Genomic DNA, 22,119 nt, shown 5'->3' with positions numbered 1-22,119 from the left:
GGGTGACTCCTTGCCGACCTCACTGCTTTGCTCGCGTTGGGTCGGCCTGTTGTTTTGTATGGTTAAGTATTATCGGCGACGCGCATAAAGGCTGCTTGATACCCTGGCAGCGTCATGCTGTTACCGTTGCGCTGAGTGGTAAAGCCGTGGCCCTGCAAATCGCTGTCTATCGCTAGCGGCAGGCTAACCGTCTGCGCCTCGGCGGTAAGGTTGAAAACGCACAGCAGCTTTTCATCATCTTTTTGACGGGTAAAGCCGAGCAGCGTTTCGCCTACATCGACCAGCGTTAAGTCGCCGTCGAACAGCGCCGGATGCTGGCGACGGAAGGCCAGCATGGTGCGCAGCGCGTTCAAGGTGGAGTTGGCATCATCCTGTTGGCGGCTTACCGCCAGGTCGCGGTGACTGGCCTCCATGGGAAGCCAGGGCTCAACGCTGGAGAACCCGCCATGTTCGCTGTCGCTCCAGGGCATCGGCGTGCGGCAGCCGTCGCGGCCTTTGAACTCCGGCCACAGTACCTTGCCGTAAGGGTCTTGAATGCGCTCAAACGGTACGTCAGCTTCCGGCAAACCCAGCTCTTCGCCTTGATAGAGGCAGACGCTACCGCGTAGCGAGCAGAGCATGGCCAGCGCCACTTTAGGGTAGGCGTTAGGATCTTCACCTGCACCCCAGCGGGTGGCGCTGCGAACTACATCGTGGTTGGAAGTTGCCCAGCAGGGCCAGGCGTCGCCCGCCAGGCGCTGAAAGCGCTCCAGCACTTCATGAATGTAGCGCGCCGAGTGGGGTGCGTTGAGCAGGTCGAAGGTGTACGCCATATGCAGCTTGTCACCGCCTGCGGTGTACTCAGCCATGCGCTCCAGCGGGTTATCATCACCAATTTCACCCACGGTGGTGGCGCCAGGATATTCATCCATTAACGCGCGCAGGTCTTTCAAGAAGTCGAGATTCTCCGGGCGGCTAAGGTCATAAACGTGACGCTGCCAGGTGTAAGGGTTGGTTTCTGGAGCGCCCAGGGTTTTGGCTTCGCCTTTGGGAACCGGCGGATTGTCGCGCAGCTCGGCGTCGTGGAAGTAGAAGTTAACCGTATCGAGGCGGAAGCCATCGACGCCCAACTCCAGCCAGAAGCGCATATTATCCAACTGCGCCTGGCGCGCTTCCGGGTTGTGGAAGTTGATGTCCGGCTGGCTGGTCAAAAAGTTATGCATATAGTACTGCTGGCGCCGTGAATCAAACGTCCAGGCCGGGCCACCGAAGATCGATAGCCAGTTGTTGGGTGGCGTGCCGTCCGGCTTGGGGTCGGCCCACACAAACCAGTCGGCCTTGGGATTGGTGCGGTTTTGGCGACTCTCCTGGAACCAGGCGTGTTGATCCGAGGTGTGGCTAATCACCTGGTCGATCATCACTTTAAGTCCCAGCGAGTGGGCTTTTTCCAGCAGCGCCTTAAAGTCCTCCAGGGTGCCGAACATGGGGTCGACGTCGCGGTAGTCGCTAATGTCGTAGCCAAAATCAAGCATTGGCGAGGTGAAAAACGGCGATAGCCAGATACCGTCCACGTTCAGAGACGCCACGTAATCGAGTTTTTGCGTAATACCGTTAAGGTCGCCAATACCGTCGCCGCGGCTATCCATAAAGCTGCGCGGGTAGATCTGGTAGATAACGCCGCCGCGCCACCATAAAGTGTTGTCTTGCATCTTAAAATCCATCGTTGACATAAATAATCCTTAGCCTTTAACGGCGCCTGCGGTAAGGCCTGACACAATGCGGCGCTGGAAGATAATCACTAATACGACCAGGGGCACCGTGACCACCACTGAAGCAGCCATAATCGGGCCCCAGGGCAGTTCGTAGGCGCTTCCGCCTGACAGCAACGCGATGGCGACGGGGACTGTGCGCTGGGTATCGGTGAGTGTGAAGGTGAGGGCAAACAGAAACTCGTTCCAAGCGGCGATAAATGCCAGCAGCCCGGTGGTCGCCATGGCGGGCCACATGAGCGGCAGAAATACCTTGGTAATCGTTACCCAGGGTGTGGCGCCATCCATAATGGCGGCCTCTTCCAGCTCCATAGGTAGTTGCTTCATAAAGGTGGTCAACACCCACACGGTGAAGGGCAGGGTGAAGATGGTGTAGCTTAAAATCAGCCCGGCGGGGTTGTTGTAAAGATTGAGCGCGCGGATCACCTCAAACAGCCCCGAAAGCACCGCCACCTGGGGAAACATCGAAACGCCGAGAATCACCAGCAGCACCGTAGAGCGCCCGCGAAAGCGCACACGGCCCAGAGCATATGAAGCCGTAATACCCAGTAGCAGAGCGATAAACACCACGCTAAACGCGACGATGATTGAGTTGAAAATGGCGCGCAGAAAGCTGGTCTGGGTGAAGATGCTGATGTAGTTATCGAAGTTCCAGTTCGAAGGCCATAGCTCAACCCGGAATAGGTCGCTCGATGGTTTTAACGAGGTGACTACCGCGTAGTAAAACGGGAAAACGGCGTACACCATGATCAGCACAATCAGCGCCCAAAACCCGATGCGTTTGGCAATTTTGGTCAACTGACGGGTGTTCATTAGTCACCTCCCAATTGGATTTGTTTTCGCCCAACGTAGAGGTAAACCACGGTGGCTAGGGCAATAATTAAGAACAGCAGGGTAGAGGCCGCGCTGCCGTAACCGACATCCTGAAACTCGACCAACTGTTGGCGGGCGTATACCGACATCGACATGGTGCTGGTGGAATTAGAGGTCAGTACGTAAATCACATCGAAAACGCGCAGTGCATCCAGCAAGCGGAAAATCACCGCCACCATGAGCGCCGGGGTAATCAGCGGTAGCGTGACTTTGAAGAACACCCGCAGTGGGTGGATGCCATCAACTTCGGCGGCCTCGTAGCAATCCTTGGGCAGCATTTGCAAGGCAGCAAGCACCAGCAACGCCACGAAGGGGATGGTTTTCCACACATCGACCATAATCACCGCCCACATGGAGTAGGTGGCGTTAGCGGTCCAGGCGATGGGGGCGTCAATCACGCCCAGGCCCATCAGCATATGGTTGATGATGCCGAACTGGTCGTTGAGCATCCATGCCCACATTTGCGCAGAAACGATGGTGGGGATTGCCCAGGGAATCAGCACCGCAGCGCGCACAATGACGCGACCCTTAAACTCTGCGTTCAAAATCAGCGCCACAATCACCCCGAATACCACTTCCAGGGATACCGACACCACCGAGAAGTAGGCGGTGTTCCATACCGATTGCCACCACACCGAGTCGGCCAGTACTCCATACCAGCGGCCATCGTCATAGACGAGATAGTTCTCAAAGCCAATCAGGTTGGCGGCGCCTAAATCTGACAGTGACGCATCGGTGAAGCTGAGAAAAAAGGTGCGCACTAGCGGCCAGCCCGCCACCAGCGTTAGCGCAATCAGCATTGGGGCTAAAAAAAGCCAGGCGGCTTTCACCCGCTGACGGCGAACCTTGGTGCCTCGGCGCTGTTTGGTAGTGAAAGAACGCGCCCCGGCGGGCGCGTCATCATGCTTGATGGAGGTCGACATGGAGGGGCTCCAGGGTTACCAGTTGCGACGCTTCAGGCGAGCCAGTTCGTCTTCAAGGTCAGCGACCGCTTGAGTGCCATCTTTAGTGCCGGAAAGCACATCGTGGGTGGTGCTGAAGAAGGCGTTACTCACCCGACCATAGGCATCGCCGGTGGGAGCAGAGGGCCGTGCAACAGCGTTAACGAAAGTTTCGTAAAGCGTGCCAAAGAAGGGCACCGCTTCGAGTACTTCGTCGTCCTGGTAGAGAGCGTCGATAGTGGGGTTGTAAGAGGCTTGAATGGCGCGGCGCTTCTGCTCCTCTTCACCGGTCAAAAAGGCCACCAGCTCAGCGGCGAGTTCCGGGTGCTCGCTGTAGCGCGATACGGCTAAGTTCCAGCCACCCAGGCCCGCGGCACTTTGGCCGTTTTCACCACCCGCGGGCAGTTGGGTAACCCCTACTTTGCCGCGAACGTCACTGTCTTCGCTTTGGGCCAGCGACCAGGCGTAGGGCCAGTTGCGCATAAACACCGCGCCGCCACTCTGGAAGACGCCGCGCGCTTCCTCTTCAGTGTAATTGAGTACGCCGTTGGGCGAGATATCGCCAATCCAGGAGGCGGCAAGATCAAGTGCCTCGGCAGCGTGTTCGTTGTTAATGCTAATTTCGCCATCAGTTTCCACGACGTTGCCGCCGCCAAAGCTGGCTACCCACTCAAGGGCGTTAACAGTCAAACCTTCATAGGCGCGACCCTGGAAAACATAGCCCTGCATACCGTCTTTGCCCTCAGCACGCTCGGCGTCTTTAATCTCGCGGGCAATTTCGGTGAGTTCTTGCCAGGTTTTTGGCACTTCATGGCCATATTTTTCCAGCAAGTCTTCGCGGTAGTAGAGTACGCCCGCATCGGTGAACCACGGCATGGCGACTAACCGATCATCAATGGTGTTGTTGGTGACGATGGTCTCAAAGTGCCCAGCGGCGGCGTCATCGCCAAGCACCTCACGTAAATCCAGCAGGTGGTTGGCGAGCAGGCCGGGCCACACCACGTCGATCTGCATCACATCGATATCGCTGGAGTTAGCCGACAGGATCTGCTGATAAAGCGAAAGTCGCTCGGTGGAGGAGTTGGGTGTAGAAACGACGTCGACGCTATGGCCGGTTTTCTCTTCCCAGGCGCGTACGCCTTCTTGGCAAAGCGTTAACTCCGCGCCTACCGCGCCACAGGAAATAGTGAGTTCTTCAGCCTGGGCCTGGCTTGTTGTGCTCAGCGTACTGGCTATAGCGATGGCAGTAGTGATTAAAGTCTTTTTCATAACGGCGTACCTCGGCGTTTATTGTTGTGGATGGTGTTGCATGAAAATCAGCGTTGAACAGCTAACCAACCGCTACCTTAATCGTTTCTTAATCGATTAAGATTATGCCGCTCAGTTAGCCGCTTGGACTAGAAAAGTTCAATAGCGACTTTTGTCTAACGAGATTGTTCAGTTTTCACTAAATAGAATCGTTCCTTAGACATTAGTCGCTAATTAGCAACTAGCCGTTGGCAATAAGAGACTTAATCGATTAAGTTTTGGCTATCTTTCCTTAAGCACTGTGGCGTTTAATGACCGCCGCTATCCCCGCTGGGCGAACTGTGCAAGGGAAGTGTTATCGACTCGATCTTAATCGATTTAGACACAAGCTCTTAAAGATAGCTGCGTAAAAAATAACCGCTTACCAATAACAATAGGGTACTCAAAACAATGCATAAAATGACATTCAAAACGCCGTTAACGATTGCGATTGCCGCCGCCAGCTTAGGGATGAGCGGTGTTGCTTCTGCACAAATGACCATGGAGCAGCGCTTTGCCGAACTGGAAGCCCGCATTGAAGCGGCGGAACAGCGCGCTGATGCCGCCGAGCGCCGTGCCGAGATCGCCGAGCAATCACAATCGACCGCCGTGGCGACAGAGAGCGACGCGGAGATCGAAGAGCGCCTGGCCCGGGTGGAGCGTTATGCCGATGGCGAAGAGGGCTTCTCGTTTAACGTTTATGCGCGTTCAGGTTTGTTGATTGGCGAAGATGGTAAAAGCGAAAATGCTGGCCCTTACCTGACCCCCGCGGGTGGAGAGGGTGGCGCAGTGGGTCGTTTAGGTAATGAGCCGGACACCTACGCCGAAGCAATTTTCAACTACCGCATGCAGTTTGATAACGGCGCCAAAGCCCTTTACCGCACCATGATTGCTGATGGCACGACCTCCAGCAATGACTGGACCGGCGGCGAGTCCGATCTCAACGTGCGCCAGGTGTTTGCTGAATTTAGTGATCTTCCCAGTTTTACCGGTGCATTTGAAAACGCCTCTATCTGGGCCGGTAAGCGCTTTGACCGTGATAACTTCGACATTCATTGGCTCGACAGTGACGTGGTATTCCTGGCCGGTACCGGTGGCGGTATCTACGACATGCAGTTGGCAGATAACTGGAAGTCTAACCTCTCGATTTATGGTCGTAGTTTTTCTGACTATCCGATCGTTGACCGTGAAAACCCCGGACTCGAAGGCGATACCGATAACCTAATCCTGACCTCCAACAACTACTTTGGTAACTGGCAGTGGATGGTCAACGGTATGTCTGCGGCAGACAACGACGAGCGCGACATTGATGTCGGTCAAACCGCTGCCGATACGGGTTTCCACACCATGATTGCTTATCATGGCGACAGCTTCTTCGGCATGGGCGAAGGCAATTTCAAAGCGGCCGTGTTGCATGGTCAGGGGTTAGGCGCCGAGACCAAAAGCATTGGTTCACGGGGTGATCTAACCGATGACGCCACCGCCACGCGTCTAGCGCTCTACGGTACTACTTATATTGCCCCGCAGTGGCGCGTTGCCCCCGCTATTCTGGCTGAAACCAGCGAAGACCGTTATGTCCAGGGCGATAAATACAACTGGGCAGGGCTTAACGTTCGCTTGGCCAACGAGCTAACGCAGAACTTCGAAATGCAGTACGAAGCTGGCTATCAGTGGATGGATCTCGATCCCCAGGGGTATAGCGGTCGTAACGCCGTGGATGGTGGCTTCAGCAAGTTCACTATTGCCCCCACCTTCAAGCCTGAAGTCGGTGGTTTCTGGCAGCGTCCCGAGATCCGTCTATTCACTACCTTTAGCGATTGGGATGACGACCTCAACAACTACGGTGCCAGCTCCCTGGGCAATGAAGGCTTTACCGGCGGCCAGTGGACCTTCGGCGTTCAGACCGAAGTGTGGTTCTAAACGATGCGAGTTGCTTGATGTAACTGTTTCTTCTCCAATGCACTTTGCCCGCGATCCGTCGCGGGCTTTTTTGTAGCGCTTTAATCGCACTGGTTTTAATCGCATTGGTGAACGGTTAGCAGGGCTGCCCAGGGGAGAGCCTATGTCACTTCTACAAGAGAAACTAAAAGCGCCGTTACTGCCGCTTAGCGTGGTAGCCCGGCCGCGCCTAAATGATCATTTCGGTTTAAATGAGCATGTTCGTTTACTGATGGTGCAGGCCCCTGCAGGCTATGGCAAAACCACGCTGCTGGCCGAGCGGCTACCGGCGCTGGAGCAGGAAGCCGCTTGGCTACGCTTGGATCAGCGAGATAATCAGCCCGCGCGATTTTTAGCCTATTGGCAGGCAGCACTCAATGCGCTGCTGGATGAAAAAGCGCCGCTGTCACCTGTGGCCGAAGAGGCCGATTGCGTTGGGCAGTTAGAGCGCTGGCTTGGCGAGTTGCCCGAGCAGCGAACCCCGTGCCGGTTGGTGGTGGATGAGTTCGAACACCTGACGCATCCCGATATCTTAGCCGGGCTGGCCCACTGGCTGCGCCACCAGCCGCCCTGGCTAACCTTAACCCTGGCGAGTCGCTCGCGTCCCGCTCTTGGGCTAGCCAGCTTACGGTTACGCGGCGAGATTGAAGAGATCGACCTCAGCGTGCTTGCCTTTGATAGCGAAGAGGCGCAAACCCTGTGCGCAGAGCAGCTCAGTTTTCCACCCACGCGAGTAAGCCTTGAGCGTGCGCTGCGCAGAAGTGGCGGATGGGTCATGGCGCTGAACTGGTTAGTGGAGCGCACCACCACCCGGGCCGGGTTTGATGCTCTGGTTGATCGATTAAGTGGCGCTCACCCTGATTTTGTCGCCTGGTTTGATGAACTGCTCTCCGCTGCACTGCCTCTGGAAGAGCGCGAGCTAATGTTGCAACTGGGGGTGCTGGAGCGTTTTTCTCCTGAATTAATGGCGCGGCTATTAGAAGGTGAACGTTTAACCCAGCGGTTGGAGGCCTTTGAGCAGGCGGGGCTGTTTATTGAGCGGACCGACCCTCACGCCCAGTGGTACCGTTTTCAGCGCTTGTTTGGTGAGTATCTTCGCCACCGTCGTCACGAGCTAAGCCTTGCCACCCAGCGCGCGCTCCACCAGCGTGCCAGTCAAGCGTGGATAGCGCTCAACGACCCGGTGATGGCGCTGCGTCAGGCAATTCTCGCCGAAGCTCCGGATGACGTGGCCAGTCTACTGACCGCAGAAGGGCCAGCCCTATTGGCAAGTGGTGCCTACGCACTGTTGGCCAAGGGCTTTGCTCTGCTTGGTGAACCGTGGCTAACCACCAGCCCAGAGCTTGCACTGCTGTATGGCTGGGTCTCTCATGCTCAGTTTCAGTTTGATATTACTGCCCGGGTGATTGGCTGGATTGAAGCGCAACTAAATACACCAGAGTGGCAACGGCTTAGCGCTGAATTCGCCACCCTGCGCGCGCAGCTGGCGATTAACCAGGGCAATGCCGAGCGTGCCGCACCGCTAGCGGAACAGGCGCTGGCCGTGCCCGCCCGCTATTTAGCCTCAACGCCGCTCACCGCCACCGCTATATTGAGCGAGGCGCGATTTGTGCAGGGGTATTTAGACGAGTCGCTGCAGCGAGTTCGCGAGGTAGAGCGCCAGTCCCGCCAGCGTGAAGATCACCAACTACTGCTGTGGTCGTTTTGTCATCAATCCGAAGTGCTGGTTGCCCAAGGGCGCCTACAGGCCGCCTACGATATCCAAGAGCGAGCCTTTGCCCACTTGGAGCGAGCTGAGCTTGAGCATTTACCGGTGGCAGAATTTCTTTACCGGATTCGCAGCCAGGTGCTGTGGGAGTGGCACCGCCTGGATGAGGCCGAGCAGGCTGCCCTGAAGGGGATTGCCGTGCTGGATAGCCAGGGCGAGCGCTGGACGCTGCAGTGCCATATTCAACTGGCAAAGGTAGCTCAAAGCCGTGGCGACCAGGCTCAGTGCGCCGACCATATTCGTCGGTTGCGTAAAATTCTTGCCGAAGGGGAGTACCACATTGACTGGGTCGCGAACGCCCACGCTACGCTGCTGGCCTGGTGGCACTCGACCCAAGATATGGATGCCGTAGAGCGCTGGCGTCAGGAAGCCCCGGCACCGCTTATCGATAGTGCCACCAATCACTTTTCCCAGTGCAATGTGCGTAACCACGCCCGGGCGCTTACGCTGTTGGGGGAGTACGACACCGCCCGCACGCTGCTGGAAGCCCTTGAAGCGCATACCCAGCGCTTGGGGCTGGTGACTGATGCCAACCGCAACCAACTCTGCCTGGCGGCGGTTGCCTGGCATCAAGGTCAGTTTGCGCAAGCCAGCCAGCATATGCAGCAGGCGCTTAGCTTAGCTTCTCGCACCGCGTTAGTCGGCAGCTTTTTACGCCTGGGTAAGCCGCTTGGAGAACTGCTCACCAGATTAACCGCCAGCGGCACGCTGGCTCCTTTAGAGCAAGCAAGGGCAGAGCGACTGTTAACGCTTGCTGGTCGTCAAAAGGACTTTGGCAGTGCCCGACGCTTAATGCTGGATGAAACGGTGATTGCCGATATCGTCGCAAGGCCGGATGTGCCCGAGCTAATCCGTACTTCGCCACTGACTCGTCGGGAGTGGCAAATCCTGGGGCTGATTCATGCCGGTCTTTCCAATGAGCAGATCGCCGAGCAGCTATCGGTGGCGCCGACGACCATCAAAACGCATATCCGCAGTCTTTACCAAAAGCAGAATATTCGCCGCCGAGATGAAGCGATTGCCCTGGCCGGGCAGCTCTTGGCACATATACAAGGGGAGTGACGGTGCCTTCACTTGTGCTTTTACACCTCCTCCTCGCGTCTACGCCTAGCACCACCCCGGGGGGAGGATTTTATCTAGCGGCGTAGCCTGCATCATGCCCACTATCGGTAATAACTCAGTCGTTGATAAAACCGTCGGCAATAACAAGGATAAGGACTCACCATGATGCAGACACCTTCTACTTCTCACTACGTTGGCAGCCAGGGAGCCGACTGGTGGCGAGGGGCCGTGATTTATCAAATTTATCCGCGTAGCTTTATGGATAGTAATGGCGATAGCACGGGTAAAGGGATTGGCGATTTGAAAGGCGTAATCGATAAGCTCGACTACATCGCCTCGCTTAACGTCGACGCTATCTGGCTGTCGCCGTTCTTCACCTCACCAATGAAAGACTTCGGCTACGACATCAGCAACTACCGCGATGTTGATCCGATGTTTGGCACCCTGGATGATTTCGATCGTTTGGTGGAGGGAGCCCATGCCAGGGGACTGAAGGTAACGATCGATCAGGTGATGTCCCACACCTCCGACCAGCACGCCTGGTTTGAAGAGAGCCGCCAGAGCCGCGATAACCCCAAGGCCGACTGGTACGTATGGGCCGACCCCAAACCCGACGGCGCGCCGCCCACTAACTGGCAGTCGGTATTTGGCGGCAGCGCCTGGCAGTGGGATACCCGTCGCTGCCAGTATTACCTGCATAACTTCCTGGCTAGCCAGCCGGATCTTAATTTCCGCTCGCCTGCGGTGGTGGAGGCCATGCTGGAGGAAGTGCGCTTCTGGCTAGAGCGAGGCGTGGATGGCTTCCGGCTGGATGCGGTCAACTTCTGCACCCACGGCGAGCTAAAGGATAACCCGCCGCGCCGGGAGATGACCGAAAGCTTTCTAGGCGTTCGCCCCGACAACCCCTACGGCTACCAGCTCCACCAGTACGACAAAACCCAGCCGGAGAACCTTGTGTTTCTGGAGCGGCTGCGCGCTCTGTTGGATGAGTACCCCGGCACCACCAGCGTGGGCGAAGTAGGTGATGACGACGCGCTGGGCGTGATGGCGGAGTACTCCCAGGGCGGCAAGCGGCTGCATATGTGTTACTCGTTCAATCTATTGACCGATAAAGCCGACCCCGGCTACCTGCATGATACGCTCACCGAAATGGAGGCGCGGATTGGTGATGGCTGGCCCTGCTGGGCGCTGGGTAATCATGATGTGACGCGGCTGGCGACCCGCTGGCAGGCGGAAGGGCAGCTGGATAAGCTGCGCCTCTATATGGTGTTTCTCCTTACTCAGCGCGGTAGCGTATGCCTTTATCAAGGCGAAGAGTTGGGCCTGCCCGAAGCGGAGCTGATCTTTGAGCAGCTGGTTGATCCCGCCGGTATTACCTTCTGGCCAGCCTATAAAGGCCGCGATGGCTGCCGCACCCCGCATCCATGGCAGGCGGATGCTCGCCATGCAGGCTTCAGCAGCGCAATGCCCTGGCTGCCGGTGCCCGTGTCACACGCAAGTCTGGCGGTAGATCAACAAGATCAGGAGGCTGATTCACTGCTCAACGCTTACCGCGAGTTTTTAGCTTTCCGCCGTACCCAACCTGCATTGGTGAAGGGCGATGTGCGCTATCACCCGGTACGTGATGAGGTGCTTTGCCTGAAGCGCACTTACCAACAAACGCGCTTATTGATTGCACTCAATTTTAGCGGCCAAACGGTTACCCGTGCAGCACCTGAGGGCGCTGAAGCCATCGCCGGTGCTCCCACGTGGCTTAACGGTGAGTGGCAGGAGGGCGTGCTGACGCTACCCCCCTACGGAATGGCGATTGCCCGTTGCCCGAAATCCCAGGAGGATGTGCCATGGGACGTTTAACCCTAAGCGGCATCGGTAAATCCTTTGACGGCGTGGAAATCTCCCGGGATATCGATCTCACCATCGAAGACGGCGAGTTTGTGGTGTTTGTCGGGCCTTCCGGCTGCGGAAAGTCCACCCTGTTGCGCATGATTGCGGGCCTGGAGGATATCAGCGAAGGGGATATGCAGCTGGATGGCCAGCGGATCAACGAGATTCCGCCCCAGGAGCGGGACATCGGTATGGTGTTCCAATCTTACGCGCTCTACCCACATATGAGTGTGGCAGAGAACATGGCGTTTGGCCTGAAGCTGGCGCGGACTGACAAGGCGGAGATTCGCCGCCGCGTCCAGCACGCCGCTGAGATGTTGCACCTCACCGAGCTCCTGGAGCGAAAGCCCAAAGACCTCTCCGGCGGTCAGCGCCAACGGGTAGCCATTGGCCGCACCCTGGTAAAAGAACCGGCGGTGTTTCTATTTGATGAACCGCTCTCTAACCTGGATGCCGCGCTGCGGGTGGATATGCGGGTGCAGATCGCCGCGCTGCATAAGCGCTTGAACGCCACCATGATCTACGTGACCCATGACCAAGTGGAGGCGATGACCCTGGCCGACCGCATTGTGTTGCTATCCAAGGGTCGTATTGCCCAGGTGGGTGCGCCGCTGTCGCTGTATCACTTTCCCAAAACCTTAGAGGTGGCTGAGTTTATCGGCTCACCGCGGATTAATACGCTGCCAGTGGAGGTGGTCGACCCCGGCGAGCGCCAAACGGTGGTGCGTTTGCACAGCGGTGAAACGCTGGCGGTGGCAGTCAATGGCCAGCAGCTTCAGGCGGGGGAAAACGCCACGCTAGGGCTGCGGGCCGAAGATTTCGTCGCCCCGGAGCAGGCCGATACGACGCTTAGCGCGACCCTGATGGTGGCCGAAAAATTAGGCTATGAAACCCTGGCCCACTGGCAGGTGGCGGATATTGCCGCTCCCTTGACCCAGCGCTTGGATGGCCTTACCCGTTTAGAAGAGGGGCAAGTCTCTCGTTTGGGCATCGCGGGCCAGCACTGTCATCTGTTCGACCAGCAGGGCAATGCCTGCCCGCGTCAAGTCACGATAGATGGGGTTAGCCAATGATTTTTTAATTTTTTAAAATTTTTTTAAAAGAGTGCATCCAAAACGTCTCCTCGCGGGTATTCCCTATACAGCCGCTATTTAAGGCAGCTGATAATAAACCTTTAGGAGACTGAAAATGACCATTCATCATCTAACGCGGGCTACCCTGGCCGCCACTCTGATTGCATCCTTCAGTCATGCCGCGCTGGCAGATATGACGCCTGCGGATGTCCAAGTACCGGACGGCAACACCGTTGCGCTCGAAACCGTCGGCGTTGGCGCCATCACTTATATGTGTGAAATGAACGACGAAGACACCATGGCTTGGGTTTTTAAAGGCCCGCACGCTGCGCTTAATGGTAGCGACGGCAGCCAGGTTGGCAGTTACTACGGTCCGCCCGCCACCTGGGAAGCGTTGGATGGTTCAAAAATTACCGGTACCCAGCTAGCTACGGCTGCCAATGGTAATGGCAATATTCCGCTCCAGCTTGTTGAAGCCAACCCCGCTGAAGGCGAAGGCGCAATGACCGGCGTTAGCTACATTCAGCGCCTGAACACCCAGGGTGGCGTTGCCCCGGACGTGGCCTGCGATATGGATCACGACGGTGCCACGGCGGTTGTTACCTACCAGGCGGACTACATCTTCTGGACGGCCGAATAAGTCGACGAGAGCGCTAATTCCGCTGGGGGCTCGTTTGTCGAGCCCCCAGCGGCTATGCTGTCTGTGAAAAAGACGACTGGCGTCGGCGCCGTCACCAGGGAGCTAGGGTTTGACTGACGACTCTTCAGAATTTGATCATGCTGCGGCATTAGCCAACTGTGCCCGTGGCGAGCATGACGCCTTGCACCAGCTCTATGTTCACGAGGGTGCCCGGCTATTAGGTGTTGTGGTAAGAATCGTTAAAGATCGCGGTATGGCCGAGGATATTGTCCACGATGCCTGTCTTAATATTTGGCAGCGCGCCGATAGTTTTGATCCCGCCAAGGGATCTGCGCGAGCGTGGATATTTAGCGTGGCGCGTCATTTGGCACTGAACGCCATCCGTTATCGTGACCGTGAAATCACTTTTGATAGTCACGACCTGACTGAACTCGACGATGCGGAACATTTCCAGCATGCCTCTGTTGTCGGTGAAGCCTTCGATTGGCAGACCGGCCAGAGGATGGATAGCTGTTTAGAACAACTTGAACCAGAGCGGCGTAACTGTGTACTTCACGCCTATGTGGATGGTCTTAGTCACGCGCAAATTTCAGCGCATACAGGGGCGCCGCTAGGCACCGTGAAAGCCTGGATCAAACGCAGTTTGCTGCGCCTACGGGAGTGTATGACATGACTCGCCCCAGTCAGCACGAACCAGAACACGACGATGACCATGACTTGGCAGGTGAATACGTGCTGGGCACGCTGTCGCTAGAGCAGCGCAAAGCACTGGAAGCGCGGTTACCTAATGAACCCGAGTTGCAAAAAGCCGTGATGGCGTGGGAAGAGCGTTTCTTGCCCTATACCGCTATCACCGATCCGGTAACGCCCTCCGATTACTTATGGCCGCGAATTGAACGCAGCCTGGCGTCACGGGAAGCGCTTGGTAAGCGTGCTCGACCTGCCTCCGTCATGCCGCCAAGACCCCGCCGCATGCTGCATAGCTTGCCGCTTTGGCGTGGCGCTGCCGGGTTTGGCTTAGCGGCGGCGTTAGTGCTGGGGGTGATGCTGGCTAATGAAGTCACCGAGCCGACTATTTCAACGACGCCCGAGTACATGGTGGTGCTGCTGGCGCCGCAAACGCAGTCAGCGGGTTGGGTGGTGCAGGCTTCATCGCGACAGGAAATCGAGTTGATCCCATTGGGTACCTTCGAAGTGCCTGAAGGTAAAGCGCTAGAGTTCTGGACTAAAGCGGACGAATGGCAGGCGCCTGTATCGCTCGGTTTAGTGGAGCCAGGCCAGCCGATTCGGATGCGCTTAGACCAATTGCCGCCGCTGGAAAATAACCAGCTGTTTGAGCTCACGTTGGAAGACGAAACCGGTTCGGCTACCGGCTTGCCTACGGGCCCCATTGAGTTTATTGGCCGAGCTGTCGAGATTTAAACGGCGTCAAAGCGTCTGTTCAGCGTGCCTTTAAAAGAATGATAAGCCGACTTGGAACAGGCGCTCCACATCGCGAATGCGGCGTTTATCGACCACAAAGAGAATCACGTGGTCGCCGCTCTCTACCTTGACGTCGCCGTGTGCAATCATGACCTCTTTGCCGCGCACAATCGCACCAATGGTCGTGCCATCGGGCAGGTCGATCTCGCGAATCGTACGGCCCACCACTTTAGACGACTGCTTATCACCGTGGGCGATGGCTTCAATGGCCTCGGCGGCACCCCGGCGCAGCGAGTGAACGTTAACGATATCGCCCCGGCGCACATGGGTAAGTAGGCTGCCGATGGTCGCCTGCTGAGGTGAAATGGCGATATCGATGTCGCCACCTTGCACCAAATCCACGTAGGCGGCGTTGTTGATCAGTGTCAGCACCTTCTTGGCGCCTAAGCGCTTGGCGAGCAGCGACGACATAATGTTGACCTCGTCGTCGTTGGTCAGCGCGCAGAAGATATCGCACTCTTCGATGTTCTCCTCTTCCAACAAACGCTTGCTGGTGGCGCTGCCATGGAGCACCACGGTGCGATCCAAGCGCTCAGAAAGCGTGGTGCAGCGCTCCAGGCTGTGTTCGATGATTTTGACCTGGTGGCTATGCTCCAAATGCTCCGCCAGGCGCTCGCCGATATTGCCGCCCCCGGCGATCACTACCCGGCGAAAGTCCCGTTCGACTCGTCGCAGCTCGCTCATCACCGCACGAATATCCCGGCGGGCAGCGAGGAAGAAGACCTCATCGTCGGCTTCGATCACCGTATCGCCGCGGGGAATAATCGCTCGATTACGCCGGTAAATCGCCGCCACGCGGGTATCCACGTTGGGCATATGGCGGCGTAGAAAGGCCAAGTCCTGGCCTACCAGTGGGCCGCCGTAGAAGGCCTTTACCGCCACCAACTGTACCAGCCCACCAGCAAATTCCAGGACCTGTAGGGCGCCGGGGTGCTCGATCAGACGGCGCACATGGTCGGTCACCACCTGCTCGGGGCTGATCAGCACATCAATGGGAATCGCTTCGTGGGCGAACAGCCCTTTGCGGGTTAAATACGCCGTGGCGCGCACCCGGGCAATCTTGGTGGGGGTGCGAAACAGCGTATGGGCGACCTGGCAAGCGATCATATTGATCTCGTCGCTGCTGGTCACCGCGATCAACATATCGGCGTCTTCGCAGCCCGCCTGGCGCAGCACAATGGGGTAGGAGCCCGCCCCGGTAACGGTGCGGATGTCGATTTTGGTATGCAGCTCACGCAGTTTTTTTGCGTCAGTATCAACGACGGTGATGTCGTTCTCCTCACGGGCGAGGTGCTCTGCCAGTGTGCCGCCGACCTGACCGGCGCCGAGAATGATGATTTTCATAGGGTCTTGTCCTCACTGTCGGGCTCAAGAAAGAGTCGATAACCGATGCCGGGTTCAGTTTGTAATAGGGTCGGTGATTGGGGGTCGTCACCTAGTTTTTGACGCAGCTTGCTCACCACGATGCGTAAATAGTGGGTATCTTCCCGGTGGGTTGGGCCCCACACCTGGCGCAATAGCTGCGTTTGCGTGACCACACGCCCAGCGGAGGCAATAAGCTGGGCCAGAACGGCGAACTCTTTAGGCGTCAGATGAATAGCCTCGCCGTGCAAGCTCACTTGGTAAGCGGCCAGGTCGACAATCAAACCGCCGTGTTGGAAACGCTGAACGCTTGGGCTGGCGCGCCGCCTTAATAGGGCTCGAATACGCGCCAGCAACTCTTGAATGCCGAAGGGCTTGGTGACGTAGTCGCTTGCACCATTATCCAGAGCACGCACTTTTTCAGTCTCATGACCCCGCACTGACACAATGATAACGGGGATCTCGCTGTGCTGGCGGATCGCATCAAGTACTTGCTGTCCATCCATATCCGGTAGACCAAGATCCAGCAGAACGATGTCGGCATTGGGCGTGAGGGCCATCGCATTGAGTTTTTCCAGCCCTTCGTGACCACTGGCTGCCTCAATCACCTGAAAGCCTTGAGAAGTGAGGCTGATACGTAAAAAGTGGCGAATGTGTGGCTCGTCATCAATTACTAAGACGCGCGCTGGATCAGTGGTCATCCTCGGCCTCTTTGCTGGGTGCCGCTAGTGGCAGCGTCATGGTAATCCTGGTGCCAACACCGTCAGGCCCCGGGCTTGCGTGAATTTGACCCGCGTGGGCGCCAAGCATTCCCCGACAAATTGCTAGCCCCAGGCCGCTGCCGTGCAGGCTGCGATCCCCTTCGTTACCGGTGACGAACATATCGAACACGCGCTCGCGCAGCGCTGCGGGGATGCCAGGGCCTTGGTCGCTAACCGAAAACTGCAGGAAGGGGTGATCTCCGCCGCTGCTCTCATCGCTACACTGGGCCTCAATAGTGATACAGCCATGCAGGGGGGAAAAGCGCGCCGCGTTTTCAAGTACGTTGACCAGTGCTTGCTCGATCAGGGCGGGGTGAACGTACAGTAGCGGTAAATTGTTAGGCCAGTTTTTGGCTACCTGAAAGTCTTCAAGGGCGCCGCCTAAGCGCTTTAGCGCGGAGGTGACTAAATCATCAAAGGCGACCCAGTCACGCTCAATCTTCATGTCGCCATGACCTAATCGGGTCATATCCAACAAATTCTGAATGTAGCGGTTTAGGCGTTCGCTTTCGCTTAGCACACCATCTAATAATGCAAAGCGATCCTGCTGGCTAAGCTGTGCATCCAGTGTGCGCAGTGAGCTGGCTGCGCCAATAATCGACGCTAAAGGAGTACGCAGGTCGTGGGAAACCGACGATAGCAGCGCTGAGCGCAATCTCTCCTGCTCTTCAGCTAGGCGAGCGGCGCTAAGCTCCAACAGGCGTTGGCGGCTGTCCCCAGCCAGCTTGCCAACCACCAGCGCCACTAATAGAAAGAACAGCAGGGTTAGCAGCTGTTCTTGCTCTTCAACGGCTAACGAAAAGTGCGGAACGGTGAAGCAAAAATTAAAGGTCAGAAAGCCCAGTACAGCACTGAGCAGCGCCGCGTAGCTCCCCGCTAACACGGCGCTGACGAGCACCGCGGTGAGAAAAATCAGTGAAAGATTGGCTAACGCTAACCAGGTATAAAGGCCCCAGGCGATCAACAGCGCAACGAAGGTACTCGCCAGCGCGATCAGAATTTCTGAGGGACGGGGTAAGCGCAGCTGGATCGCAAACTGCTCAACAGGTTTGAATATCGATTTTCTAAGTGTCATGACACGATGGCTCTTCAATATGATTGGCTAGCGCCGCCAGAACATTGGGGTTAGCAACACCACGACGGTGAGTATTTCCAACCGGCCCATCAGCATGCCAATGCATAACAGCCACTTCGCTGCGTCGGGTAGCGGGGCAAAGTTACCCGAAGGGCCGATGATGTCGCCTAACCCAGGCCCCACATTGGTGACCGCCGTTGCAGCACCAGAAAGGGCGGTGACTAAGTCCAATCCCAGGGCTGAAAGGCTCAACGCGAGGGCTGCTATGGTGATAAAGAAGAAGAACGAGAAAGCTACCACGCTGCGCGAAATATCACTGGTTACAGGTTGCTGGTTATAGCGGGTGGTAAACACGCCATTGGCGTGGATTAAATAACGCAACTGGTTAAGCAGCATTAAAGAGGCAATCTGAAACCGGAATATCTTCATCCCGCCGCTGGTCGAGCCGCTGCAGCCGCCCACAAAGGTGAGGTAGAAAAAAGCCACCACCGGCAGCGACCCCCACTGAGTATAGTCATCAGACGCATAGCCCGTGGTGGTCACCACTGAGATGATGTTAAAGGTGACGTGGGTAAGCGATTCAAACCAGTTGTCGCCCTGGGTGATGCGCCAGACACTAAGTAACAAAATCGCCGCCATCAGAAGCTTTAACAGCCCAAGTACCTGCTGATCTTTCCATAGGGCACTGTGCGACCCGCGTAAAAAACGGATATACAGTACAAAGGGCAGTGCGCCGCTGAGCATAAAAAAACTGGCCATCCAGAGTAGCCATGGCTGCTCACTATAGGCGCCAAAGGAGGCATCAGAATTGGCAAAACCACCGGTGGAGAGGGATGTCATGCCGTGTACGGTGGCGTCCAGTAGCGTCATGCCGCCAAACCAATAGCTTCCAATGGCAAATAGCGTAAGGCCGACATAGATCGTTAGCGTCGCTTTAGCGATACCGCCAGTGCGTGGCATGACCTTATCCGACCAGTCGGATGACTCGGTGTGAAACAGTCGCATACCGCCAACTTTAAGAAACGGCAAAATGGCAATGCCCATCACGATAATGCCGATGCCGCCCATCCACTGCATTAGCCCTCGCCATAGCTTCAAGCCATCGGAGAAGTGTTCAATGCCGACCAGAATGGTAGAGCCCGTTGTGGTAATCGCCGATACCGATTCAAACACCGCATTGGTAAAGGTTAACTGAGGCGCACCAAGTACTAGCGGCAAGCTGGCAAAACCGCTAATGGTGACCCAACTGGCGGCGGTAAGAATAAACATCTGCCATGGCTTGAGCTCCAGCGCTGCGCGATAGGTGAATAGCCAAGTTAGCGCCGCGGCGCCAAGTATTATCAGAATGGAAGCACCGAAGGCGGGCGCGTCAGGGTCTTGTTCGATCAGCAGTACAATGAAAGGCACCAGCATAAACAGCGCAAGCACAATCCAGAGAATCGAAATGATTTTAAAAACAGGCGCCCAGTGCCGATACACATCTCTGCTGCGATAAAACCATGGTGTGAATGGAGTCATATGCCCAGCTCGCCATTGAGTATTCTTAATATCCGTTATGACACCATGAGCTTGTATAAAAAGTCTGTAAAAAAGCCGATTAAAATAAAAACTCCCAGCGAGTTGCTGGGAGCGGAGGAGTGCCTAGTAAGGCGCTATTAGGGTGAATTTGACTATTGGCAAATTTAACTGCGTTTATCCTTTAACGCCCCCTGCGGTTAAACCACCAATAATCCAGCGCTGGCAGATCAAAAACGCTACGGTAATCGGTAGGCCGGAAAGCACGGCGGCGGCGGCAAAATTGCCCCAGCGCTGGTTGTGGTCGGCAAGGTACTGCTGAGCCCCGACGGCCAGGGTGAGTTTATGCTCATCCACCAGCAGCACCGAGGCCATGGGGTACTCCATAATGCTCATCACAAACGCCAGAATGAAGACGACCATCAATATAGGGATGGAAAGCGGCAGCAAAATATAGCGAAACGCCTGCCAGGTGCTGGCGCCGTCGACCATTGCAGCCTCTTCCAGCGATCCATCGATGGATTCGAAGTAGCCTTTGATCGTCCAAATATGCAGCGCCACAGCGCCCAGGGACGCCACGATAAGCGCGCCGTGAGTGTTAATCCCCAGCCAGCCCACAAACTGTCCTAGTCGATCAAACAGCGCGTAGAGCGCCACCAGCGAGAGCACTGCTGGAAACATTTGGAAAATCAGCATGCCCTTTAACAGGGGCTCTTTGCCTTTAAAACGCATACGGGCAAAGGCGTAGGCGCTGGTAGTCGCCAGCATTAGAATCAACACCGATGATACCACTGCCACTTTGATCGAGTTCCATAGCCACAGCAGCACTGGGAAGGGCGGCTGGACGATGCTGCCGTCCGGGCGCTCCCAGGGGATACCCAGCGCCAGCGACCAGTGCTCTAACGAGAAGCGCTCGGGTATCAAACTGCCTGAGGCAAAGTTGCCCTCGCGAAACGAGATAGAGATTACCAGCAGTAGCGGAAACACGATCAGCGACACAAAGCCGATCAGCGCCAAGTGTGCCCCCAGGCGGCGCGCGCCAATAGAGCGGGGTTGAACCATCGCCATGAGAAACCTCCTAAACCTTAACCTTGGAAAGGCGCAAATTAAGCAGTGACATGCCCGCCACCAATAAGAAAATAAGCGTGGCGATAGCGGCTGCCAGCCCAAAGTTTTGCCCGGCATCCTGGAAGGCGATGCGGTAGGTGTAGCTCACCAGCAGGTCGGTGGTGCCCGCTGGCGTACTCGCGCCAAGAATATCCGGGTTGCCTCCCGTGAGGAGCGCAATCAGCACAAAGTTATTGAAGTTAAACGCAAAGGCAGCAATCAGTAGCGGCGTGAGCGGCTTGATAATCAGCGGCAGCGTAATCTTGAACAGGTTGGTCAGTGGGCCGCCACCGTCGACGGCAGAGGCTTCGTAGAGATCCTGAGGTATCGCCTGAATGAGCCCCATGCAGAGCAGCAACATATAAGGGTAGCCCAGCCAGGTGTTCACAATTAGCAGCATGGAACGCGCCAACCAGGGATCAGTAAACCATTCAGGACGAATGCCAAACAGCGTATCTAAAATCATATTCACTTCGCCGAAGTGCTGATTAAACATGCCCTTGAAAATCAGTATCGAGATAAACGCAGGAACGGCGTAAGGCAGTATCAGCAGCGTCCGGTAAATGGCTTTGCCTTTAAGCTGGTTCCACTGCAGCAGCGACGCCAGTACAAAGCCGACGGCCAAGGTAAAGACCACCGTTAGCGCGGCAAACACAAAGGTCCATACAAAAATCTGCATAAACGGCCCGCGAATATCCGGATCAGTAAAGATCTTTGCGTAGTTGGTAAAGCCCACGTTGACCGGCCAGCCCGGGGTAATCTGCTCACCGTTATCGGCGACAAAGAAACCGGTGGTTTGATCAGGTATCAACACACGGTCGTCGCGGCGGTCATAGAGCGAGCCGTCGTCGCGGGCTTCATAGCGATTCACCATGGGTGCAAACTGGCGCAATCCCGCCATACGCAGCTCAGTACCCCCGGGTGTAAGCAGTCGTAGCCCTTGCAGCGAATCACGTACCTGAATAATGGCACGCATACCCAGGGGCTGCTGAGCAGGTGGTGCATCGACAGATTGAATACCTATTTGGCGGGTTTCCTGATTGGCCAGGTTGAGCGGGGAGGAAACAAAACGTTGGACCTTGTTTTCATGATCGTTTTCTCCACCGCTCTGCAAATACAGTCGCACCAGCTCTTCCTCCTGGTAGAGCGTTAGATCAAACGCCTTTCCTTCCGCCTGATAAGTTTGGCTTAACAGTTGACTGCGGACACGCTCTTCAGAGAGCAGGTTGCTAGAGCTGTAGTTACTAAAGCTAATGCCAATGGTGTAAATCAGCGGGAAAATAACAAACACCCCAAGCCCCGCGACAGCAGGGAAAATATAGCGATGGCTCATTAACGTGCGTTTGGTAAATACAACGGCTAGCGAGCCGCCTAGTACTAAAAAGAGCAGCGCAAACATCCACTGGCCGTTAAGGTGAAAGGCCATCACCAGCCATAAAAGCGCAATCACCAGAACAGCGATCACGCAACGCAGGGCCCAGCGGGTGTAGCGTTCGGAGAGGTGGCGAGAACGGTGACGGGGAAGGCCGCGAGAAGCGTTGGTGGTATACATGATGACTTCCTGAAAGCTGCTCGGCAGCCGGAGCCGCCAAGCAGTAAAGGC

At 56.3% G+C, this 22,119-nt stretch carries 17 protein-coding genes; 7 read left to right on the top strand and 10 right to left on the bottom strand.

What is annotated here, in order from left to right; translation table 11 throughout:
• Nucleotides 1-62: 62 nt before the first annotated feature.
• Genes ACFIOZ_RS13150 through ACFIOZ_RS13135 form a run of 4 tightly spaced genes read right to left on the bottom strand, consistent with a single transcriptional unit; the run spans nt 63 to nt 4,831 of the window.
• Nucleotides 63-1,688, bottom strand: a complete 1,626-nt coding sequence (locus tag ACFIOZ_RS13150) for an alpha-glucosidase family protein (protein WP_386084076.1) — start codon at nt 1,686-1,688, stop codon at nt 63-65.
• Between the two features lie 30 nt (nt 1,689-1,718).
• Nucleotides 1,719-2,561 carry a carbohydrate ABC transporter permease gene (locus ACFIOZ_RS13145; protein ID WP_386078429.1) on the bottom strand — a complete coding sequence of 281 codons (843 nt, stop codon included), beginning with the start codon at nt 2,559-2,561 and terminating at the stop codon, nt 1,719-1,721.
• Complete coding sequence (locus ACFIOZ_RS13140) at nt 2,561-3,544, bottom strand: carbohydrate ABC transporter permease (RefSeq protein WP_386078427.1); 984 nt, start codon at nt 3,542-3,544, stop codon at nt 2,561-2,563. Before ACFIOZ_RS13140 ends, ACFIOZ_RS13145 begins: the two co-directional genes overlap by 1 nt.
• A gap of 15 nt (nt 3,545-3,559) precedes the next feature.
• The gene (locus tag ACFIOZ_RS13135) at nt 3,560-4,831 is read right to left on the bottom strand and encodes an ABC transporter substrate-binding protein (RefSeq protein WP_386078424.1); all 1,272 of its coding nucleotides are present in this window, start codon (nt 4,829-4,831) and stop codon (nt 3,560-3,562) included.
• 429 nt (nt 4,832-5,260) lie between these two features.
• Here ACFIOZ_RS13135 and ACFIOZ_RS13130 point away from each other — a divergent pair, with 429 nt between their 5' ends.
• From ACFIOZ_RS13130 to ACFIOZ_RS13100, 7 genes are all read left to right on the top strand, one after another.
• Nucleotides 5,261-6,769 carry a carbohydrate porin gene (locus ACFIOZ_RS13130; protein WP_386078422.1) on the top strand — a complete coding sequence of 503 codons (1,509 nt, stop codon included), beginning with the start codon at nt 5,261-5,263 and terminating at the stop codon, nt 6,767-6,769.
• Nucleotides 6,770-6,911: 142 nt separating this feature from the next.
• Nucleotides 6,912-9,617, top strand: a complete 2,706-nt coding sequence (gene malT, locus ACFIOZ_RS13125) for an HTH-type transcriptional regulator MalT (RefSeq protein ID WP_386078419.1) — start codon at nt 6,912-6,914, stop codon at nt 9,615-9,617.
• 162 nt (nt 9,618-9,779) lie between these two features.
• Complete coding sequence (locus tag ACFIOZ_RS13120; protein ID WP_386078417.1) at nt 9,780-11,471, top strand: alpha-amylase family glycosyl hydrolase; 1,692 nt, start codon at nt 9,780-9,782, stop codon at nt 11,469-11,471.
• Complete coding sequence (ugpC, locus tag ACFIOZ_RS13115; protein ID WP_386078415.1) at nt 11,459-12,574, top strand: sn-glycerol-3-phosphate ABC transporter ATP-binding protein UgpC; 1,116 nt, start codon at nt 11,459-11,461, stop codon at nt 12,572-12,574. The genes ACFIOZ_RS13120 and ugpC overlap by 13 nt, the downstream gene beginning before the upstream one ends.
• A 115-nt stretch (nt 12,575-12,689) precedes the next feature.
• On the top strand, nt 12,690-13,214 hold the full coding sequence (locus ACFIOZ_RS13110) for a DUF3455 domain-containing protein (protein WP_386078412.1): 525 nt from the start codon (nt 12,690-12,692) through the stop codon (nt 13,212-13,214).
• Nucleotides 13,215-13,323: 109 nt separating this feature from the next.
• Nucleotides 13,324-13,887 (top strand): sigma-70 family RNA polymerase sigma factor, encoded by a 564-nt coding sequence (locus ACFIOZ_RS13105; RefSeq protein ID WP_386078410.1) that lies wholly within the window; start codon nt 13,324-13,326, stop codon nt 13,885-13,887.
• On the top strand, nt 13,884-14,636 hold the full coding sequence (locus ACFIOZ_RS13100; RefSeq protein ID WP_386078407.1) for an anti-sigma factor: 753 nt from the start codon (nt 13,884-13,886) through the stop codon (nt 14,634-14,636). The genes ACFIOZ_RS13105 and ACFIOZ_RS13100 overlap by 4 nt, the downstream gene beginning before the upstream one ends.
• A 30-nt stretch (nt 14,637-14,666) precedes the next feature.
• Here ACFIOZ_RS13100 and trkA read toward each other — a convergent pair whose 3' ends face one another.
• The 6 genes from trkA to malF form a co-directional block, all read right to left on the bottom strand.
• Nucleotides 14,667-16,040 (bottom strand): Trk system potassium transporter TrkA, encoded by a 1,374-nt coding sequence (gene trkA / locus ACFIOZ_RS13095; protein ID WP_386078404.1) that lies wholly within the window; start codon nt 16,038-16,040, stop codon nt 14,667-14,669.
• Nucleotides 16,037-16,759 (bottom strand): response regulator, encoded by a 723-nt coding sequence (locus ACFIOZ_RS13090; RefSeq protein WP_386078401.1) that lies wholly within the window; start codon nt 16,757-16,759, stop codon nt 16,037-16,039. The genes trkA and ACFIOZ_RS13090 overlap by 4 nt, the downstream gene beginning before the upstream one ends.
• Entirely contained in the window at nt 16,749-17,894 is a 1,146-nt protein-coding gene (locus ACFIOZ_RS13085; protein ID WP_386078398.1) for a sensor histidine kinase, read from the bottom strand. Before ACFIOZ_RS13085 ends, ACFIOZ_RS13090 begins: the two co-directional genes overlap by 11 nt.
• Nucleotides 17,895-17,921: 27 nt before the next feature.
• Entirely contained in the window at nt 17,922-19,412 is a 1,491-nt protein-coding gene (locus ACFIOZ_RS13080; RefSeq protein ID WP_386078395.1) for a TrkH family potassium uptake protein, read from the bottom strand.
• Nucleotides 19,413-19,586: 174 nt separating this feature from the next.
• Nucleotides 19,587-20,477 (bottom strand): maltose ABC transporter permease MalG, encoded by an 891-nt coding sequence (malG, locus tag ACFIOZ_RS13075; RefSeq protein ID WP_064233292.1) that lies wholly within the window; start codon nt 20,475-20,477, stop codon nt 19,587-19,589.
• A gap of 10 nt (nt 20,478-20,487) precedes the next feature.
• A complete protein-coding gene (gene malF / locus ACFIOZ_RS13070; protein WP_386078392.1) occupies nt 20,488-22,068 on the bottom strand; it encodes a maltose ABC transporter permease MalF in 1,581 nt (526 codons plus the stop codon).
• Nucleotides 22,069-22,119: the final 51 nt, after the last annotated feature.

This window comes from Vreelandella sp. F11 (assembly GCF_042466685.1).
GTDB lineage: Bacteria > Pseudomonadota > Gammaproteobacteria > Pseudomonadales > Halomonadaceae > Vreelandella.
Note: the sequence above shows the minus strand (reverse complement) of the source record. Positions and strands in the feature narration are given on the sequence as shown.

What these genes read in the sequence shown, in the direction of transcription:
- ACFIOZ_RS13090 (WP_386078401.1), bottom strand. Translation starts at nt 16,759, where the DNA reads ATGACCACTGATCCAGCGCGCGTCTTAGTAATTGATGACGAGCCACAC.
- malF (WP_386078392.1), bottom strand. Translation starts at nt 22,068, where the DNA reads ATGTATACCACCAACGCTTCTCGCGGCCTTCCCCGTCACCGTTCTCGC.
- trkA (WP_386078404.1), bottom strand. Translation starts at nt 16,040, where the DNA reads ATGAAAATCATCATTCTCGGCGCCGGTCAGGTCGGCGGCACACTGGCA.
- ugpC (WP_386078415.1), top strand. Translation starts at nt 11,459, where the DNA reads ATGGGACGTTTAACCCTAAGCGGCATCGGTAAATCCTTTGACGGCGTG.
- ACFIOZ_RS13085 (WP_386078398.1), bottom strand. Translation starts at nt 17,894, where the DNA reads ATGACACTTAGAAAATCGATATTCAAACCTGTTGAGCAGTTTGCGATC.
- ACFIOZ_RS13145 (WP_386078429.1), bottom strand. Translation starts at nt 2,561, where the DNA reads ATGAACACCCGTCAGTTGACCAAAATTGCCAAACGCATCGGGTTTTGG.
- ACFIOZ_RS13100 (WP_386078407.1), top strand. Translation starts at nt 13,884, where the DNA reads ATGACTCGCCCCAGTCAGCACGAACCAGAACACGACGATGACCATGAC.
- malG (WP_064233292.1), bottom strand. Translation starts at nt 20,477, where the DNA reads ATGGCGATGGTTCAACCCCGCTCTATTGGCGCGCGCCGCCTGGGGGCA.
- ACFIOZ_RS13120 (WP_386078417.1), top strand. Translation starts at nt 9,780, where the DNA reads ATGATGCAGACACCTTCTACTTCTCACTACGTTGGCAGCCAGGGAGCC.
- ACFIOZ_RS13080 (WP_386078395.1), bottom strand. Translation starts at nt 19,412, where the DNA reads ATGACTCCATTCACACCATGGTTTTATCGCAGCAGAGATGTGTATCGG.
- malT (WP_386078419.1), top strand. Translation starts at nt 6,912, where the DNA reads ATGTCACTTCTACAAGAGAAACTAAAAGCGCCGTTACTGCCGCTTAGC.
- ACFIOZ_RS13130 (WP_386078422.1), top strand. Translation starts at nt 5,261, where the DNA reads ATGCATAAAATGACATTCAAAACGCCGTTAACGATTGCGATTGCCGCC.
- ACFIOZ_RS13140 (WP_386078427.1), bottom strand. Translation starts at nt 3,544, where the DNA reads ATGTCGACCTCCATCAAGCATGATGACGCGCCCGCCGGGGCGCGTTCT.
- ACFIOZ_RS13135 (WP_386078424.1), bottom strand. Translation starts at nt 4,831, where the DNA reads ATGAAAAAGACTTTAATCACTACTGCCATCGCTATAGCCAGTACGCTG.
- ACFIOZ_RS13150 (WP_386084076.1), bottom strand. Translation starts at nt 1,688, where the DNA reads ATGCAAGACAACACTTTATGGTGGCGCGGCGGCGTTATCTACCAGATC.
- ACFIOZ_RS13110 (WP_386078412.1), top strand. Translation starts at nt 12,690, where the DNA reads ATGACCATTCATCATCTAACGCGGGCTACCCTGGCCGCCACTCTGATT.